This window comes from Bdellovibrio sp. (assembly GCF_036384735.1).
Classification (GTDB): Bacteria; Bdellovibrionota; Bdellovibrionia; order Bdellovibrionales; family Bdellovibrionaceae; genus Bdellovibrio.
The window spans coordinates 20,785-37,652 of sequence record NZ_DASVLT010000056.1 but is presented as its reverse complement, the minus strand read 5'-3'; the positions used below and the strand labels follow the sequence as shown (position 1 = coordinate 37,652).

Annotated in this window: 18 protein-coding genes; 5 read left to right on the top strand and 13 right to left on the bottom strand. The window is 43.2% G+C overall.

Annotated elements, in window-relative coordinates; all coding sequences use genetic code 11:
• Positions 1–7: 7 nt before the first annotated feature.
• From VF412_RS17275 to VF412_RS17235, 9 genes are all read right to left on the bottom strand, one after another.
• Positions 8–313, bottom strand: coding sequence for a TIGR03643 family protein (locus VF412_RS17275; RefSeq protein WP_331340516.1), 306 nt, complete (start codon positions 311–313; stop codon positions 8–10).
• Between the two features lie 5 nt (positions 314–318).
• Positions 319–723, bottom strand: a complete 405-nt coding sequence (locus tag VF412_RS17270; RefSeq protein WP_331340515.1) for a DUF393 domain-containing protein — start codon at positions 721–723, stop codon at positions 319–321.
• A 119-nt stretch (positions 724–842) separates the two neighbouring features.
• Positions 843–1,550 (bottom strand): hypothetical protein, encoded by a 708-nt coding sequence (locus tag VF412_RS17265; protein ID WP_331340514.1) that lies wholly within the window; start codon positions 1,548–1,550, stop codon positions 843–845.
• Position 1,551: 1 nt separating this feature from the next.
• The gene (locus VF412_RS17260; RefSeq protein WP_331340513.1) at positions 1,552–2,022 is read right to left on the bottom strand and encodes a DUF2062 domain-containing protein; all 471 of its coding nucleotides are present in this window, start codon (positions 2,020–2,022) and stop codon (positions 1,552–1,554) included.
• Positions 2,022–2,816, bottom strand: coding sequence for a DUF1295 domain-containing protein (locus tag VF412_RS17255; RefSeq protein ID WP_331340512.1), 795 nt, complete (start codon positions 2,814–2,816; stop codon positions 2,022–2,024). The genes VF412_RS17260 and VF412_RS17255 overlap by 1 nt, the downstream gene beginning before the upstream one ends.
• A gap of 9 nt (positions 2,817–2,825) precedes the next feature.
• Entirely contained in the window at positions 2,826–3,881 is a 1,056-nt protein-coding gene (locus VF412_RS17250) for a cyclopropane-fatty-acyl-phospholipid synthase family protein (RefSeq protein WP_331340511.1), read from the bottom strand.
• An 11-nt stretch (positions 3,882–3,892) separates the two neighbouring features.
• On the bottom strand, positions 3,893–5,065 hold the full coding sequence (locus VF412_RS17245) for a cyclopropane-fatty-acyl-phospholipid synthase family protein (protein WP_331340510.1): 1,173 nt from the start codon (positions 5,063–5,065) through the stop codon (positions 3,893–3,895).
• On the bottom strand, positions 5,062–5,808 hold the full coding sequence (locus VF412_RS17240) for a DUF1365 domain-containing protein (protein ID WP_331340509.1): 747 nt from the start codon (positions 5,806–5,808) through the stop codon (positions 5,062–5,064). The genes VF412_RS17245 and VF412_RS17240 overlap by 4 nt, the downstream gene beginning before the upstream one ends.
• Positions 5,805–7,061 (bottom strand): NAD(P)/FAD-dependent oxidoreductase, encoded by a 1,257-nt coding sequence (locus VF412_RS17235; RefSeq protein ID WP_331340508.1) that lies wholly within the window; start codon positions 7,059–7,061, stop codon positions 5,805–5,807. The genes VF412_RS17240 and VF412_RS17235 overlap by 4 nt, the downstream gene beginning before the upstream one ends.
• 87 nt (positions 7,062–7,148) lie before the next feature.
• Between VF412_RS17235 and VF412_RS17230 the strand changes: the two genes are divergently transcribed.
• Positions 7,149–8,069 carry a MerR family transcriptional regulator gene (locus VF412_RS17230; protein ID WP_331340507.1) on the top strand — a complete coding sequence of 307 codons (921 nt, stop codon included), beginning with the start codon at positions 7,149–7,151 and terminating at the stop codon, positions 8,067–8,069.
• A gap of 3 nt (positions 8,070–8,072) precedes the next feature.
• Here VF412_RS17230 and VF412_RS17225 read toward each other — a convergent pair whose 3' ends face one another.
• Both VF412_RS17225 and VF412_RS17220 read right to left on the bottom strand, forming a co-directional pair.
• A complete protein-coding gene (locus tag VF412_RS17225) occupies positions 8,073–8,543 on the bottom strand; it encodes a lipocalin family protein (protein ID WP_331340506.1) in 471 nt (156 codons plus the stop codon).
• Positions 8,544–8,600: 57 nt separating this feature from the next.
• Positions 8,601–9,125, bottom strand: a complete 525-nt coding sequence (locus tag VF412_RS17220) for a lipocalin family protein (protein ID WP_331340505.1) — start codon at positions 9,123–9,125, stop codon at positions 8,601–8,603.
• A gap of 146 nt (positions 9,126–9,271) precedes the next feature.
• Between VF412_RS17220 and VF412_RS17215 the strand changes: the two genes are divergently transcribed.
• Entirely contained in the window at positions 9,272–10,768 is a 1,497-nt protein-coding gene (locus VF412_RS17215; RefSeq protein WP_331340504.1) for a cryptochrome/photolyase family protein, read from the top strand.
• Between the two features lie 175 nt (positions 10,769–10,943).
• A complete protein-coding gene (locus tag VF412_RS17210; protein WP_331340503.1) occupies positions 10,944–11,696 on the top strand; it encodes a hypothetical protein in 753 nt (250 codons plus the stop codon).
• Positions 11,697–11,769: 73 nt separating this feature from the next.
• On the opposite strand, the gene VF412_RS17205 is transcribed toward VF412_RS17210, so the two are convergent.
• Positions 11,770–13,950, bottom strand: coding sequence for a heavy metal translocating P-type ATPase (locus VF412_RS17205; protein ID WP_331340502.1), 2,181 nt, complete (start codon positions 13,948–13,950; stop codon positions 11,770–11,772).
• A 9-nt stretch (positions 13,951–13,959) separates the two neighbouring features.
• A complete protein-coding gene (locus VF412_RS17200; protein WP_331340501.1) occupies positions 13,960–14,244 on the bottom strand; it encodes a metal-sensitive transcriptional regulator in 285 nt (94 codons plus the stop codon).
• Between the two features lie 185 nt (positions 14,245–14,429).
• Between VF412_RS17200 and VF412_RS17195 the strand changes: the two genes are divergently transcribed.
• Positions 14,430–15,662: a multicopper oxidase family protein gene (locus VF412_RS17195; RefSeq protein WP_331340500.1), complete on the top strand. Its 1,233-nt coding sequence runs from the start codon at positions 14,430–14,432 to the stop codon at positions 15,660–15,662.
• Positions 15,659–16,861: a hypothetical protein gene (locus tag VF412_RS17190; RefSeq protein ID WP_331340499.1), complete on the top strand. Its 1,203-nt coding sequence runs from the start codon at positions 15,659–15,661 to the stop codon at positions 16,859–16,861. The genes VF412_RS17195 and VF412_RS17190 overlap by 4 nt, the downstream gene beginning before the upstream one ends.
• Positions 16,862–16,868 lie beyond the last annotated feature (7 nt).

The window sequence follows — 16,868 nt, the reverse complement described above, 5'->3', positions numbered from 1 at the left end:
TCCTCAGCTACTTCCAGCCCTTCGTAATCCCATCAACAGACTGTCTTGAACACTTAAAACGAGTGACCTTGAAACCTCTGGCACTTTCATTCTTCAAGTGCCCATGGCGATAAATCCTTCGCCTCCATCGCTTGAAGGCATCTTGGGTCAGGACCAATCTCATGAACTGAACAAATTCATTCGGTGATAAACCAAACTGCTCTTTGATCGCATCAAAAGTGGTGCGATCTTCCCAACCCATTCTAATAAGTCGTTCAGTCTCGTCTTTAGAGAGGCCGACAAACTTTTCTTTTGAAGCCCTAGAGATACCCATTGATGTCACTTCAATTCACAATAAGGACTGTCCGAGCATTTTTTTCTCGGAAGTAAAGGTCTCACCTTTGCGAATACAAAGTATCCCGCCTCGAGCACTTTCTTTACTGGTTTCAAAGAAACCACAGGTACAATTTTCTTCAAGGAATCTAATTGAGACCAAACCATGATAAAGGCCTCGACTCCTAAATAGGTCTTCCCTTGCGCATCCCTTACATGAAGACTCTGATGAATCTTATGAGGATCCAGACCCTCAGCCACTGCATCAAAGTTCGCTGCAGTAATATCAACAAATATAATATGATCGGCTCCACTCATTTTTCTGTAGTGCTCAATCTCACGGGAACATAGTTGGCAAAGCCCATCGTAGTATAGGGTAATTTCAGAATGAGACGTTTGAGATGCTTGCATCTTAATCTCCGATTTAGTTCATACTAATATGAACTAAATCGAAAGTCAATATTCAATCTACTCAAGACATTCAAAGGAAATCAAAATGGGCTCCGTATTTGGCAAACGCTTTAAAGCTGTTAATAGAGAATTTCAGCATCTAACGGCTGCCAAGCACCGGACTTTAGAATCTTTAATGGAGTACGACCTTTAAAATAGACCATTTTTTTTGTCGCAATATCAAACTCCAGAAACATTGGATCAACCAACATGGAGATAAAAAAATTTGAAGGTTTCATTTTAACAACCATGACCCTCTTGCCAAGACGCTCGTCTTCCGTGGTCTTTTCAAATTTGAAATCGACGGTTCGCTCCAATTCCAAAACGCTAAAAGCCGTGCTAACGGTTTTGCCTGCTATCAATTCACCCCAGTGCTTGGTAATGAAATTCTCCATGAGAGGACCGTTAATAAACGACTTCACAATTTCAGTCTTCCCACCCTCATCGCGCCGTCCGCTTTCAGTAATTTTATAAGTCTTAAAGATCGCCTTATTACCATCAACTCGCAATTCCCAGGCCTCCATGGATTGAAGTTGTTCAACAAACTGAGAAATGAGCGAACCGCCTTGAACCACCACCTTCTCGGTCATAACAACTTTGCCAGAGGAGTTCTCGATCTTAGCATTCGAGATAAAATCACCCAAACCAGTCGTTTGTATTTCAGTCGTTTGCACAAATAACGGTGAATCATGCAACTTGCCAATTTCATAGATCCTAGAAATTCGGGTTTGCACGTCAGCCCACGCAAGAAGAGGTAGGAGCTGAAATAAAACAATGAGGGTTTTCATGTCACTCTCTCACCTTTTGAATGCCGGTAAATAGACCTTTCAAAATCAAATAAACCGCAAATGCTGCGACCGGCATTACAACCAACCACGCGACCATAGCCATCAAGCCAGCCAGACCGAAATTTACAAAAAATGCAGATGGCGAATTGAAAAACTCACTAACAACCGTCCTGGGATTAAGCGAAACGGCAGGAACAGAAAAAATCCAGGCTCCCAACTTCAGAAATACTGGAATAAGAAAAAGTTGAACTGGTGCCAGCATGTAATTGACGACCTGTAAGGTCGGCTGGTTAAGCCTCATCACAGTCCCCACTAAAAAACACAGAACTGTGGTCGTTCCTAGAGCTGGAAAAAGCGCCAACGCCACTCCCACCGCACAAGTGCGAGCCAGCCCTTCAGGAGTAGCTCCCTGCTTGAGTTGATGTAAGATAAAAGACTTGCCGCGCTCAATAGACTTTCTGAACCAGGTCATTAAGCCCCCTTTTTGGGAAACCAAGGAACAAATGCGGAGGTCCTTGCCTGATACTTCCGATAGGCCTCACCTCTTTTTTGCAACGCTTGACTTTCAGAAGGTGGAATTCCTGTGACCTTGACCAATATAAATAAAATCGTCAACGGCGCATAGACCGTGTATAACGCACCGGACGTGCCCACAGCCGTGAGATAAAATCCCCACCAGATCATGCTCTCGAAAAAATAATTGGGATGCCGAGAATATCTCCACAGCCCGACATCACAAACCTTCCCTGAGTTTTCAGGATTAGACTTGAATTTTTGGGCCTGAGCATCGGCAATTCCCTCCCCGCAAAGAGAAAATAAACTTAAGGAAAAACCAATGCATTCGATCCAAGAAAATCCTTCGCTCCCATTTTTAATCGGCTCTAAAAATACCAGACTCAAAAGAACAACACTGACCCCTTGATACTGAAAGAAAAGAAAAAACCTCGAGGCTATTTGCGAGCCATATTCTTTGCGTAGAGTTTTATATCGGGAATCTTCATTTGGATGATGCGAGTAAATTCGCCGAGCTAGAAAATAGGAAAGGCGGAGACTCCAAAGCAGAATCACCAACAAAACTAAAGCTTTTCGAAGCCACCATCCCTGACTTGTCAAAAAGTAAAAACACCCCATCAAGGAAAACGACAACGACCAGACCACATCTACGATGCTGTAATTGTCCCATTGCCTCGCAAACAACCATGTGACCGTCATAATCAGAGTCATAAGTACGAGCGCACCAACAATCTGCATCCAAAAGTTTTCCACAAATTTCTCCTAGCGTGGTCGATTCTTAAACAAATAGTGCGAGACTCCCCATTCGCGGCCCTCGTCAAATCCAAATAGCTCCGCACATGACATAAAGAAAACTCTCCAGCGCTCAAACCATCTCTCGCTCTCTGCTACGCCATAAACTTCGCGAAAAATCGACAAAATAACGTCTCGGTTTCGATCCATATTTTGCAGCCACGCCTCAGATGTCTTCTGATAGTGCGTCCCACACCAGCTCCATTGCTGCTCTAAAAAAAGATCTTTTTGAAAATAGGTCAATAGATGGTGACTTGGCATCTGGCCACCCGTAAAGAAGTAGCGCCCCATCCAGTTGTCATCTCCCTCTGTTTCAAACGGATAGGCATAACGATTATGAGTAAATATATGGACGAAAAATTTTCCTTCGGGCTTCAGCCATTGCCCAATTTGTGCAAACAACTTTTCATAATTTCGGATATGCTCGAGCATTTCAACGCTGATCACCCGATCAAATCCATTAAACCAATCTTTAGGAGCATCAAAGGCACTAATATCTCCTGTTAGGATAGATATATTCTGAAGTCCACGCTTTGATGCCTGATTCATGATATATTGCCGCTGAGATTTGGAGTTCGAAATACCTACAATCTGTGAGCTCGGAAACTGTTCTGCCAATTTCAAAGAAACAGACCCCCAGCCGCACCCCATGTCGAGGATCCTCATCCCGTCAGCAATTTCCGCCCGAGCCAATGTCGTCTGCAATGCCAACTCTTCAGCTTGATCTAGATTCGAACATCCCGAGGGCCAGTAACCCGAACTGTATTTTTTTTGTTTTCCCAAAACCAATTCATAAAAACTTGCTGGCAATTCATAGTGCTGCTGATTAGCTTTTTCAGTTGCAAATGCGACTGCAGATTTTTTTAGTTCTCTGACATAAGCAGAATTTCGTTCCTGTTCCAATTCTCTATCGGCAATTTCCAGACTTTTGAGGCGCTCGCGACAAAGCCTTCGAATGCCCGCCCGAACAAGATGTTCAGGGATCCATCCTCGCTCCATCAAATCAATAAACAATCCAAGAGCCATGACTACTCTCCTTATTTTTGCATCAGGTAGTGGCCAACGTTAATACGTTCTGCTCGAAACGCACCTTCACAGTAGCTTAAATATAAATTCCAGAGACGCATGAAGCGATCATCAAAACCCAAACGCCGGACATCGCCATCGACTGTTTGAAAGTTCTCCTTCCATTTCAAAAGTGTCTCTGCATAAGAAATGCCGAATTCAAAAGGTTTTTCGTCTTTTAATTCGAAACGATTTGCGTAGTCGGCAAATACTTTTGGAGCTAAAAGCATTCCCCCAGGGAAAACATAGCGTTGAATAAAATCGGTTTTTCTACGATATTGATCGAAGTATTGATCCTGCATTGTGATGGACTGAATTAAGGCCGCTCCTTTGTCTTTCAACGAACTGCTGACCTTACCAAAAAAATCAGACCAGTATTTTTCTCCGACGGCCTCAACCATTTCAATGGAAACTACTTTGTCAAAGCGTCCATCTATTTCACGATAGTCCTGCTGTCGCAAATCGACATGATTTGCAAACCCAGATCTTGCAATCAATTCGCGATTGTATTGTGCCTGTGATGGAGAATTCATAACAGCAGTCACTCGGCACCCTGTTCGCTCTATCGCTCGCGAAAAAAAGCCTCCCCAGCCACAGCCAATTTCAAGAATGTGATCGCCCGAACGAATATCGAGTGCATCGATAATGCGGTCATACTTCTTCATTTGCGCTTCATGGAGGTCATCATTTTGATCAGAAAAAATGCCCGCTGAATAAGTCATGCTTGGATCTAACCAAAGGTGATAGAAGTCATTGCCTAAATCGTAATGGGCCATGATATTCTTCTTAGCCCCCTGTTTGGTATTCGCATTTAGGAGATGGCGAAGACGGGCTAAAAATGTGCCATACCACGTTCCATGCAACAAGCGAGCTACTGAATCTTCGTTAATGCAAGCCCACCGCACAAGGGCCGAGACATCGTCAACAACCAGATCACCACGAATGATGGCCTCGGCCATTCCCAAATCTCCCCTATCGATAAGATCATCAAAAACTTTCCAATCAAGAACACAAAGGGAAATCACCGGCCCACCAGAGCCAAATTCCTCTTTAGATCCATCAGGAAATGTTATCTGAAGTGTAGCTCCCTTGGAGGCCTGAAGAAGCTTAATAAGAATACGTGTTTTCAGTGTCATCTTGTTCATGTGACCTCCTTACGAGGTGGCGCAGGTTTTTTATAAAAACTCACTCGTTTCACCCAAAGCCTTAATGCCTGCCAGTGAATACGAATCACCACAAGTGGGGTCATCCAACCATAGGTCCAAAAAAGCCGTGATACAGATTCATTTTCAAAGTTTGAAACTTGACCTTCGATCCAAGAAGAAAACCGCAATGTCTCGTTCGCATCGTAGTAGTTTATATCGACACGCGAATGTAGCTTTTCAAATTTAAATCGAAATTTATAGAAGCCATCGACTGGAAAAAAAGGACTGACGTGAAATACTTTATCAGAGCGATAAAATTGAGAACTCAAAATTCCACCTGGCGGACAAATCCAATAGAAGTGCCGTTCGCCAAAGGTATTATTCACCTCACACAACACTGCCTCGAGATGCCCCTGTCGAAAGCAAAACCAGAAACTAACGGGATTGAAGGCAAATCCGAACATTCGCGGAAAGGTTTGTAGGACAATTTGATCTGCTTCGTACTGGCACTGTTCTTTTAAAAAAAGAATGGCAGATTCTTTTAAAGAACCTTTCACACCATGCAGATAGTCCGTGGACTTTAAAGATAACAAGCCAGAGGTTTTTCTTTTCAAAACTCTCAAATACTCATCTTCTGAGCGAAGAGTAAACAGTAAAGCAAAGGTTGGATAGCGAAAGGAATGTCGAACTTGGTGATTCCTGCTATGGTAAACATGTCCTTTTAGAATTCGCAGCGCACTCATGAGACCTCCCACGGGGGCTTGATTCCAAGAAGGTCACCAATTCGGACTGCACTCAAAAGGCCATCTTCATGAAAACCATATCGAGTCCATGCCCCAGCGAAATAGACACCGCCTCGTCCCTGAATCAGCGGCAAAGACTTTTGTGCTTCAATCGCCTCACGATCAAATTGAGGATGGTCATAACTCAACTCTCGCAAGACTCTTTGCACCGGAGAACGCGGGTTGAGAGTCACAAAATAATCTTTCTCTGTGCGAAGAGGTTGAAGCTTATTAATAAAATAAGTTAGCGAAACACTTTCATGATTTTGATTTTCAGGGGAGCTCATTACGTTCCAAGAGGACCAGCACTTCCTTCTACTTGGCATAAAAGAGGAGTCCGTGTGAAGGTATGTTTTATTAGCGGAAGTACCGATGGAGCTTAAAACTCGGCGCTCGAGATCCGTTGGATTTTCAAGAATTCTTAAGGTGACTGGTGCGTGAGTCGCAAAGACAACGCGATCAAACTCCAGACATTCTCCAGCTGTGCGAAGTAAAACTTTTCCTGCAAGTCTCTCTACATTCTGAACTGGGGCATTTAAATGTATAAAAGGAATACGAGCTGAAACCTTTTTGACGTATTCTACAGAGCCACCTTCAACCGTTCTCCAAATAGGACGGTCATTTATTTGCAAAAGTTGATGATTGATAAAGAAAGTTAAAAAAGTTTCAGCAGGAAACGCTTCCATGCCTCTTTCCGGTGTTGACCATATAGCGGCGCCGATAGGCAACAAATAGTCTCGCTTGAACTCTTCGCCGTAGGATCGGGACTGGATAAGTTGTCCCAGAGTCCATCCGTACTTTCCCGCAAGCTCTCTGTTAGCTTCAGCTTCACGATGAAACCGGGTAATATCATAGAGCATTCTTAAAAATGCGGGCCTCAGTATATTGGTTTTTTGAGCAAAAATGGTCCTGAGATTCGTACCCGCCCATTCCAAATTCTTATGGGGCGCCTTGATCGCCAAAGACATATCAGACTCGACGGTCTGAACATCAAGTGTCTTAAAGAATTTTTTTAAATGGGGATAGGTCAATTCATTATAGACAAGAAATCCAGTATCAACAGGAATCTCAGACGAACCATCATTTACTTGGACGGTATGAGCATGACCACCAAGACGATGTTCTGATTCAAAAAGATGAACCTCGTCTTTCTGACTCAAAATCCAAGCAGCACCCAAACCACTGATGCCGGCGCCAACGACCGCTGTTTTCAATTGCCACCTCATTCGCCGATATGCTTCAGCTTGTCATCATTGTATAGATTTTTCTATACAAATGAAAGAGGTTTTGTATAATTAAAAATGATGATTAAAAACGAGTCGTTTTCAATAAGACAGGTTATTGAACTTACAGGGATTTCCGAATTTACATTGCGCGGCTGGGAAACACGCTATAAAGCCTTCAAACCCAAGCGTAGCCCGACAGGGCGAAGAATTTACTCCCAAGATGACATTCAAAAAGCTCGCCTTCTGCAGAGCTTGGTAGAAAAAGGTTACAAGATTGGAAATATCGCCAAGCTTGACCTATCTGATCTCGAAAAAATTCTTCCTCAGCAGCAGGCCGCAGGCTTTAATACAACTCCACCCAATAAGCATTTGGAAGATATTTATAAGATCATGGATCTTGCCCACCTTTACAAATGGGAAGAGATTTCTGATATTCTTCATAAAAAGCGTCGCGACTCGAAACCCGAAATATATATTTCGGATATTCTGACCCCACTTGCTGGTCAAATTGGAAAACTTGTCGCAGCCGAACAAATGTCCGTCGGGCAAGAGCACATTCTATCCGCATATATCAAAGAGCAATTGATACTGGTCCAGAGTGATATCAAAAGGCCCAAATCACAATCTCGTCTAGTCATGACAACTCCTGAAGGAGATTTGCATGATATGGGAATTTCCTTTGCTTCAAGCCTCAGTAGACTTAAGGGACTTCAAACATTATTCCTTGGTCCAAGCACACCCAAAAAGGACTTAAGCGAAACATGCCTCCGCTACAAAGCAACTCACCTTCTGATTTCAAGCACAGTTTCACAAAAAGAAGGTGCTAAAGAAAGCCTTTTTAGTTACGTCAACTTCCTTGACAGAAATTTGCCTGTGAAAATGGCATTCTTGTTGGCCGGACGAAATGCTGCTCAGTTAGATTTAAATCTTGACCGTGATGTGACTATCTTTTCGTCGATGGGTGAATTTCAAAGTTATCTAAAAAATCTTCCGTAAAAATCACCAAATTTGCGGCACTTTCTGAATTCTGGAAACCTCATATCCCGATGATTTTAACTTGGAAACTATGCGGCTGTATATCTCTGGCTCTATTTGCGGTTTGCGAGCCATTATCCAAACATAGTTGCGACTTGGGACTCCAATAACCGTGTATGAATAGTCCGGAGCCAAATCAATAACAAGGTATGAAAACTTAAAAGGCCACCAAGGTTGCACCCTCCATTCGGCATTGGTCTTTTTGTCATAAATCCAAGCCTTTTGCGGATATCTTTTAATAGGTCCCTTCGGCGAATCCGCATTGTAGCGAAAATCGACATCGATTCGATCTTCCACTAAATTCCAAGAGTAAGACTCTATCGCATTATTGGCACCTTTTTCAACGAACGTCGGAATGTTGGCGATCACATACCAATCACCCATAAACTTCGAGATGTCGACATATGCTACTGTCGAAAGTGGCTTGCTCGACACTGTCCCGCACCCTCCGAGAGATAACATAATGATAATAGTCCCTATATATCTCATGAATTAATATTGATCATAGATAAGATCGTCGGTTTCAAAACCACGTTGTTTCAATCTATCAATGATTCCTTTTAGTAATTGCGCATCCATTGGCGCCTGACGAGACAAAATAAATAATGACTTCTTCCTTGGCCCACTCACAACAGCCCACTGATAATTGGGATCAAGATCCACAATCCAGTAGTCACCACGAACAAAAATGTTGAAGCGCACCTTGAGTTTTGCTGGGATTGTAGGATCTGCAACTGTAGCCGTGCCTTCAATATCACTAGTTGACCCGTCTGATTTATAACAAGTGTTTTTTACAGAAACAGAATTTGCATTCAAAATAGAATATTCAGCAGCGGAACGTAAACAACCTTGCTGGAAGAAATTCGGGGCGTGTGCAATTTCATACCAAAAGCCCTCATATTTGTTGAAATTTACATTCGAAACGACCTCAGGGTCAGATTGTTCCGCCGCAAATGAAGCATTGAAATTCAAAAGAACCGACGCCGCAAATAAGCCTAAGAAAAATTTCATAACCATATCTTTCTTCCTCATCGCAAGAACTTCTTCTATTTTGTATAGAATATACTATACAAAATAGAAGAAGGCAACTACGATCATCAAAGCTCCCTCCCAAAAACGTTATCATTGTATAAGCACATAAAATATTTAATGGAAAAAAGCTTATGAACCTATTTTTGGTGTTAGGTAATCAATTATTTGATCCTGCACAATTAGCCAAAATTAAAATCGACAAAAGGTCCACTCTATTTTTTATGCGGGAAGACAGGGAGCTTGCTACCTACTATCGCTTTCACAAGCACAAAATTATATTTTTCTTTGCCGCTATGAGGACTTATCGGGATGAATTGATAAAAGCCGGGTATAAAGTTCACTACCAGGAGATAGGACACGATTCAATTTCTTACGAAGATGCGTTGGATAGATGGCTGAAAGATAATCCTGTTACAAGTGCTTTTGGGTTTGAAATCGAAGATAAATTTTTTGAAACTCGGATTATCAACTTTTTTAAGAAAAAGAAGCTTCCGTTCAGATGTTTCGAAAGCCCCATGTTTCTCACGTCACGACCTGAGTTTAAGGCCTATTTAAGTCAGCATAAAAGACCCTTCATGAAGACATTCTATGAACACCAACGAAAGCGATTAAAGATCCTCGTAAACGCTGGCGCGCCCACCGGAGGAATCTGGAGCTTCGATACTGAAAATCGACTGGCTCTACCCAAAAATCAACCAACTCCGAGCCTTCCCAACCCCATCAATTCGCCTATAGTTCAAACCGTCATCAACCTCGTTAACGAAAATTTCTCCGAACACCCTGGGGACGCAGAGGAATTTTGGCTTCCAGTAGACCGTCAAGGTGCAAAGTCTTGGTTTCATATTTTCCTGACGGAGCGCCTAGCTCAATTTGGGCCTTTCGAGGATGCCATTCCAATGCATTCTGAATTTGTTTTTCATTCTGTTTTAACTCCTTTTTTGAATTGTGGTTTGCTGACTCCGAATGAAGTTATCGATGAAGCGATTCATTTTAGCCAACAACAAGACATTCCGCTGCCATCCTTAGAGGGATTCGTTCGCCAAATCATTGGATGGCGAGAGTTCATTAGAGGCATTTATCAAAATTTCGATATTGAGCAAAAGACGAAAAACTTTTGGGGCCATCAAAACAAGTTAAGTGAACTTTGGTATGAAGGAAGTACGGGGATTCCTCCCTTAGACGAAACCATTCGACGAGTTGTAAAAAGAGGTTACGCTCATCACATCGAAAGACTCATGGTCGCAGGAAGCTTGATGCTACTTCTTGAGGTGCATCCCGATGCTGCTTATCGTTGGTTCATGGAAATGTTCGTAGATTCTTCCGACTGGGTTATGGGGCCCAATGTTTATGGGATGGCAATGTTTTCAGATGGCGGTATCTTCGCGACAAAACCCTATATTTGTGGCTCAAATTATCTGAGAAAAATGGGTGGATACCCCCAAGGCGATTGGTGTGATGGCGTCGATGGGCTTTACTGGGGCTTTGTCCGCAAGCACGAGAAGTTCTTCTTAAAAAATCCACGTCTTTCGATGATGGCTAAATCTTCTCGAAATATTTCCGAGGCAAAATGGTTACGCATCAACGCCGCCGCAGAGGCATTGAAGAAAAGATTAGTTATCAAAGAATGAGGGCCGGCAATCATGCTGGAGCTGTTCAAAAGACCGACAATCTTCACTTCTTCACGCACTTGACTCTTGGGAATGAACTTCTCAAGCTAACGCATTGCTTTTGACTCGCAAAAGATACCCCTTATGGGTATCTCTAATTTGAGCGAATTATCTTATTCAAATCGGAGAATTAACTATGAAAAGCCTTATCTTAGGACTTGTGATGACGTTAACTTCCTTCCATGCATTTGCGGATGGATCAGGCAGCCATGGAATTCAGATTAGACCCTTAACTCAAGGAACCCTAAATGCTGGCACTATTCAATACAGCTTTGATCTTTTAGATCAGGATGCAAAACCGCTTTCAGATCAAGATTTGACAGAAGATCACACTAAAAAATTGCATTTCATCGCCTACGATGCATCTTTAAAAGAATTTAATCACGTCCACCCTATCTTTGATGGCAATAAATGGAGTGTGGAATTGAATCTTCCTGTGAATGGGACATATTTTTTCTGGGCCCAGGGACAAACTCTGAATGGTCCAGAATTTTCGACCTTTGTGAATGCACAAATTCAAGGTGGTCAACCGGAGATACCAGTTACTGCTCTTGGCGATCACAGAAAGGGCTCTGACCAAGGAACTATCGTTGAGCTTGCAGGGAATAAATTAAGAGCCGGAAAAATGGCGATGATTAACTTTACAATTTCCAGAGAGGACGGAACCGCGCCGGAAATAACGCCTTATCTAGGAGCTTTTGCCCATGTTATTGCGGTGTCACCAGATGGCAGCGAGCTCACCCATGTTCATCCGATGGAAGGCAACGATCCCAACACAGGAATGCTTCACGCCACTTTTCCAACCGCCGGCGATTATCGCATCTGGATTCAACTCAACGATAAAGGTGAATTGAAGACCGTTCCTCTTTCCGTAACTGTTCTAAAATAAGAAAACAAAAAAAGGAGGGACATCCCCTCCTTTTTTCTTTCTAATAATCCAATTTTTTCCTGACGTTCCTCTATTAAGTTTTCTCTCTCTTCAATAGCAATGAATTGGTGACGACAGAGACAGAGCTTAAAGCCATAGCCCCGCCGGCGATAACGGGATTTAACATGCCCAATGCAGCCAAAGGAATTCCCAGAATATTATAGAAAAAGGCAAAAAATAGATTCTGGCGTATCTTTCTTAGAGTCATTCTCGACAGAGTTATCGCGGCTGAAACAGATAATAAATCATTCTTCATCAGAGTCACATCTGCCGTCTCTATCGCCACATCGGTCCCCGAAGACATAGAAAAGCTAACATCTGCCATGGCCAACGCGGGGGCGTCGTTGATACCATCGCCCACCATAGCCACCGTCAAGTTTTTCCTTTTAAGAGCAACAATGAAGTTGGCTTTATCTGCGGGCTTAACTCCGAACTTATACTCCTTGATGCCGACCTCTTCAGCGATGGCTTTCGCAGTTCCTTCGTTATCTCCCGTTAACATAATAACACTCAATCCTTTAGCAATCATTTGTCGGACGGCTTCTTTCGAGGACTCGCGAACTTTATCTGCAATAGCTATATAAGCCATGACTTCCTTCTCGCTTGCCAGAACTATAACACTTTGACCTCGAGACTCTAGATCCGTCACTATATCGTGATTCACCAATTGACGTTCTGAAATCCACGTCGGGCGACCTAAAAGATATTTCTTTCCGTTCATTTGTCCTTGCACACCTTGACCGACAAAGGAAACGAAATCCTCTATTGGAGACGCAGATATATTCCTTCTCTTACCCTCATCAACAACAGCTTCTGCCAGTGGATGCGATGATCCGCTTTCTAGGTTAACCGCTACTTGTAACGATTCTAATAGCGAAGAACTTCCGGTGACGCGAATTTCACTTACGGCAGGTTTTCCTTCAGTAATAGTCCCCGTCTTATCTAAGACAAGCACATTAATTTTTTCAGCCACCTCAAGGGCTTTGGCGTCCCTGAATAAAATTCCCGCGCTTGCCGCTTTACCAACACCCACGACAACAGCAGTCGGTGTGGCAAGACCCAAAGCACACGGGCAAGCAATCACGAGCACAGAGACTGCTGCAACAAAAGCCGCCGATAAACTTCCAGTGAAAAACCAGGTTCCTATAAAAGTTAAAAGACTGATTCCCACAACTGTCGGAACAAATATCGCAGAAATTCTATCTGCCAATTTCTGAATAGGCGCTTTAGATCCCTGGGCCATCGATACTATTTTTATGATCTGCGCCAACTGAGTCCTACTCCCCACACTCGTCGCTTTGACACGCAGTGAACCGTTGTGATTCAGAGTTGCTGCAAAGACTCTATCCCCAGATTTTTTTTCAACTGGAATGCTTTCACCCGTTAACATAGACTCGTCAACGGTGGAAGATCCGGAAATAACGACTCCATCCACTGGAATGGCTTCCGCATTTTTGACGACAACAATATCATCAACAGTAACATGACCAATCTCAATTTCCGTGGTAACACCATTCTTCTCGACAAGAGCTGTCTTTGGCTGAAGACGCACCAATCCTTCCAATGCCTGGGAAGTTTTACTTTTTGCGCGAGATTCGAGAACCTTTCCGGCCAGAATAAGAGTGATTACAGCCGTACTTGCTTCAAAATACACATGCTGATGATGCCAGTTTAGCAATGTGACCAATGCACTTAAAACATAGGCCATGGTCGTTCCTAGGGCGATCAAAACATCCATATTGGCACTTCGAGCTCTTAAGGCGTAAAAGGCACCGCGGTAGAATCGCCATCCCACCCAAAACTGAACAGGCGTTGCTAAAATAAGCTGCAACCACCGCGGCATAAATTCCCGGTGATCTCCTGCGATCATCATCAACACCATTTCAACGATGAATGGGATAGTCAGTATTAAAGAAATTAAAAAAAGGCGCCACTCATGAAGCCGTTCTTTCGCCACCAAATCATTCTTGCTTGCATCATGAAAGTCATCATTCACCTCGAAGGCTTGATAGCCAAGATCTTGAATCTTTTTTACGAGAATATCTGTACTCCATAACGGAGATCCGACTTTGACAAGCGCCTTTGAGGTCGCAAAATTAACAGAGGCCTCAACCCCCTCAAGGTCATTCAATGTCTTTTCAATCCGCGAGGCACAGTTCACACAAGACATGCCTATAAGTTGCAATTCAATTTCTTTTTTAGATTCGACCGTCATAAAACAAGCCTACCTCTTTACAAGAGTCATTATTTCTTCAATTTTTTTAATAACTTCTTTTTCATCCCGAGATTTAATAGCTGTCTTTACACATCCATGGATGTGAGTTTGCATAATTTCGGCCTCAATAGATTCTAATGCCTTAGAGGCAGCCCTAAGCTGAATAAGAATGTCGGGACAATAACGTCTCTCATCAATCATCTTTTCGATTCCATCAATTTGTCCGCGAACTCGATTCAAACGCTTCTTATGAGTACTATGATCTGGATGAAGCTCTGCTTTGTTTTTTCTCATCGAAACCTCACTGGGGATGTTGCGTATACCCCACTAGGGTATCATGATTTAGGAGAAATTGCTACCTCTTAAAATTGAACCTTGTTGACATATACCCACATGGGGTATATCCATTTAGATAAAAAGGATTCATATTTTGTCACAAAAGTCGATGCTGCATCCTATTCCTGACGAGGAGTCATTTCATGTCAGATAAATCGAATCCAATCTCGAGACGTTCTTTTCTTTCAACGGCAGGGGTCAGTGGTCTTGCCGCCAGCATGGGAGTCCTATTAAAAGGCTCCACCGCACAGGCTGCCGCAAAAACCCCTCAGTCAACGAATGGATTTAATCCCAAAGATACAGTTCCCGCGTATCCTCCTCGACAATCCCCGAAAGCCGGCGAAAAAGTTCACGAGTTCGATATTGAACTCGATATTTCAGTTCATGAGATTGTCCCTGGGATTAAAATTCACGCCTTTACATATAATGGCACTTATCCAGGACCAGAAATACGGGTTCCTGAAAATGACTGGGTTCTTGTTAATTTCAAAAATAAAACTGCTGAATTTCATACGATCCACTGGCACGGAATCATGGTGCCAAACGAAATGGATGGCGTTCCCAACGGAACTCAGTGGGGCGTTGGCCCCAATCAGACATTCAAATATCTTTTCCGCGCTCAGCCTGCCGGAACACATTTTTACCACTGCCACAATATGACCAACTTGCATGTTCAGGCCGGAATGTTTGGCGCGCTCATCATCGAACCCAAAGAGGATCCTATCAAAAAGCTATTCCCTTACCAAAGGGAGTACACTTTATGCCTCAGCGAAGTCGATACAATCATGGTCGAATCACAAATGGAGAAAATGCTAAAAGAAATGACCATGATGAAAAAGATGAATGAGTCTCCAAAACTCATGAAAGAAATGAACGGTCGAATGATGGGATGGTTCATGAATAAAAAGGCTTTCGTTGATGCAGTCAAAGACGGCTATATACCACCCTATGCGGCATCAAGAGCTGGAATTACCAAACCGCCTAACTTTAACTTCTTTATGATCAACGGAAAATCTTATCCAATGACCGATGAGCTGATGATTCGATCTGGCGAAAATATTCGCGTTCGCTTGGTCGGTGCAGGGATGATGCCTCACTTTATGCACCTTCATGGGCACGACTTCTGGCATGTCTCTCAAGATGGATCCCCTCTTGCAAACCCAGTGCGCATGAACACTATTCCAGTGTTTCCAGGGACAACCTCAGACATTATTATTCAAGGCACGAATCCTGGATTCTGGCACTTTCATGATCACAGCGACCTATCAACAACCAACAATGGATCTTTTCCCGGCGGCATGATGACCATGCTGATGTATGAGGATGCAAAACAAAACGGCGTTAATGTTCCAGAGATCGTACAGGTGAGCTCATGAAAAAACTTTTCTGCTTATTGATTCTATTGAAGCCACTCATGTCCTGGGCCACTATGGCACAGCCTGTTCCAATCCCAGAAGACCAAAGCCTGTCACCACAAATTGAACTGGCAGCTGTCGGAGTGGGAACTGTCAATTATGGCAGAACGGCCGAACGCGATGGACAGGGTAGCATTTCTTTTAGCGACTCTTCACTTTTAGTGGGAGCCTCACAACGACTTTATGATGAGGCGATTGGAAGTTTTACTTTTGGTGGAGTCACCACGGATGCAGCCAATTCCGCAAATAACACTAGTACGAATTTTTTTATTCACCAGGCTTTCGTTGATTATCAAAGCGCCAGTTGGGAATTCCTCGCAGGACGAACAGACAATCCGTCAGCGCATCTCGTGGATTTCCCAACGATTCGAGGTGATGACCTCATCACACTTCTGAATCCCCTAAATCCTCTTTCAAATGGAGAAAACACAGAAGAGCATCGTTATTCCAATGTCGTCTCCGCAACGCTTAATCAAAACCTAAGCTATTTCGAGAACATTCATGTTCAGCATCTTATCAACAGTGTCGATGGAACCTCTAATACTGGAATCAACTCTGCGGGTATAACATTTCAATATTTAGCTCCCCCGGGCCTTGAAGTCTTTGACCGAGTTCCCTCGTGGGGGCTTAGTTATGACTACATCAACATCAACTCCAACGGAACATCTGGTATAAGTCAGATCGGTGCCGGCGGAGTCATTAATCTCAATGAAAGTGTTACTGATCTGATTGATTTGCGGCTTTTAGACATTCTGAGTCTGGGAAGCAATCTAGCCACATTCCAAAATATTTCCGATACATTTCAGGCGGACTCCAACTCAACGGCGTTGTCATTGCGATATCTCAATAGTCCCTTTGGCAAAGGTGGCTATCAAATCGCGCTGACGGCTGCCTATAAAAATTATTTTAAAGTGACTGAAGCTAACTCTTGGGGAGCAGCTCTTTCAGCCGTCAAGCGATTAGGCCAAGGATTTGATTTGGCAGTTCAATATCAAGGTCAGTGGAGAAACACTCAACTAGCGGCTGTTCAATCTAGAGGCATCGACTATGAACAAAGTGTCGACGTTGGTTTCATATTTAATTTCGATACGATCTTTAATCAGCATATCAGTCCTCGTCGCAACCTCCTTAACCAGCAACACCAATATATTCCAAATTAAGAGGAAA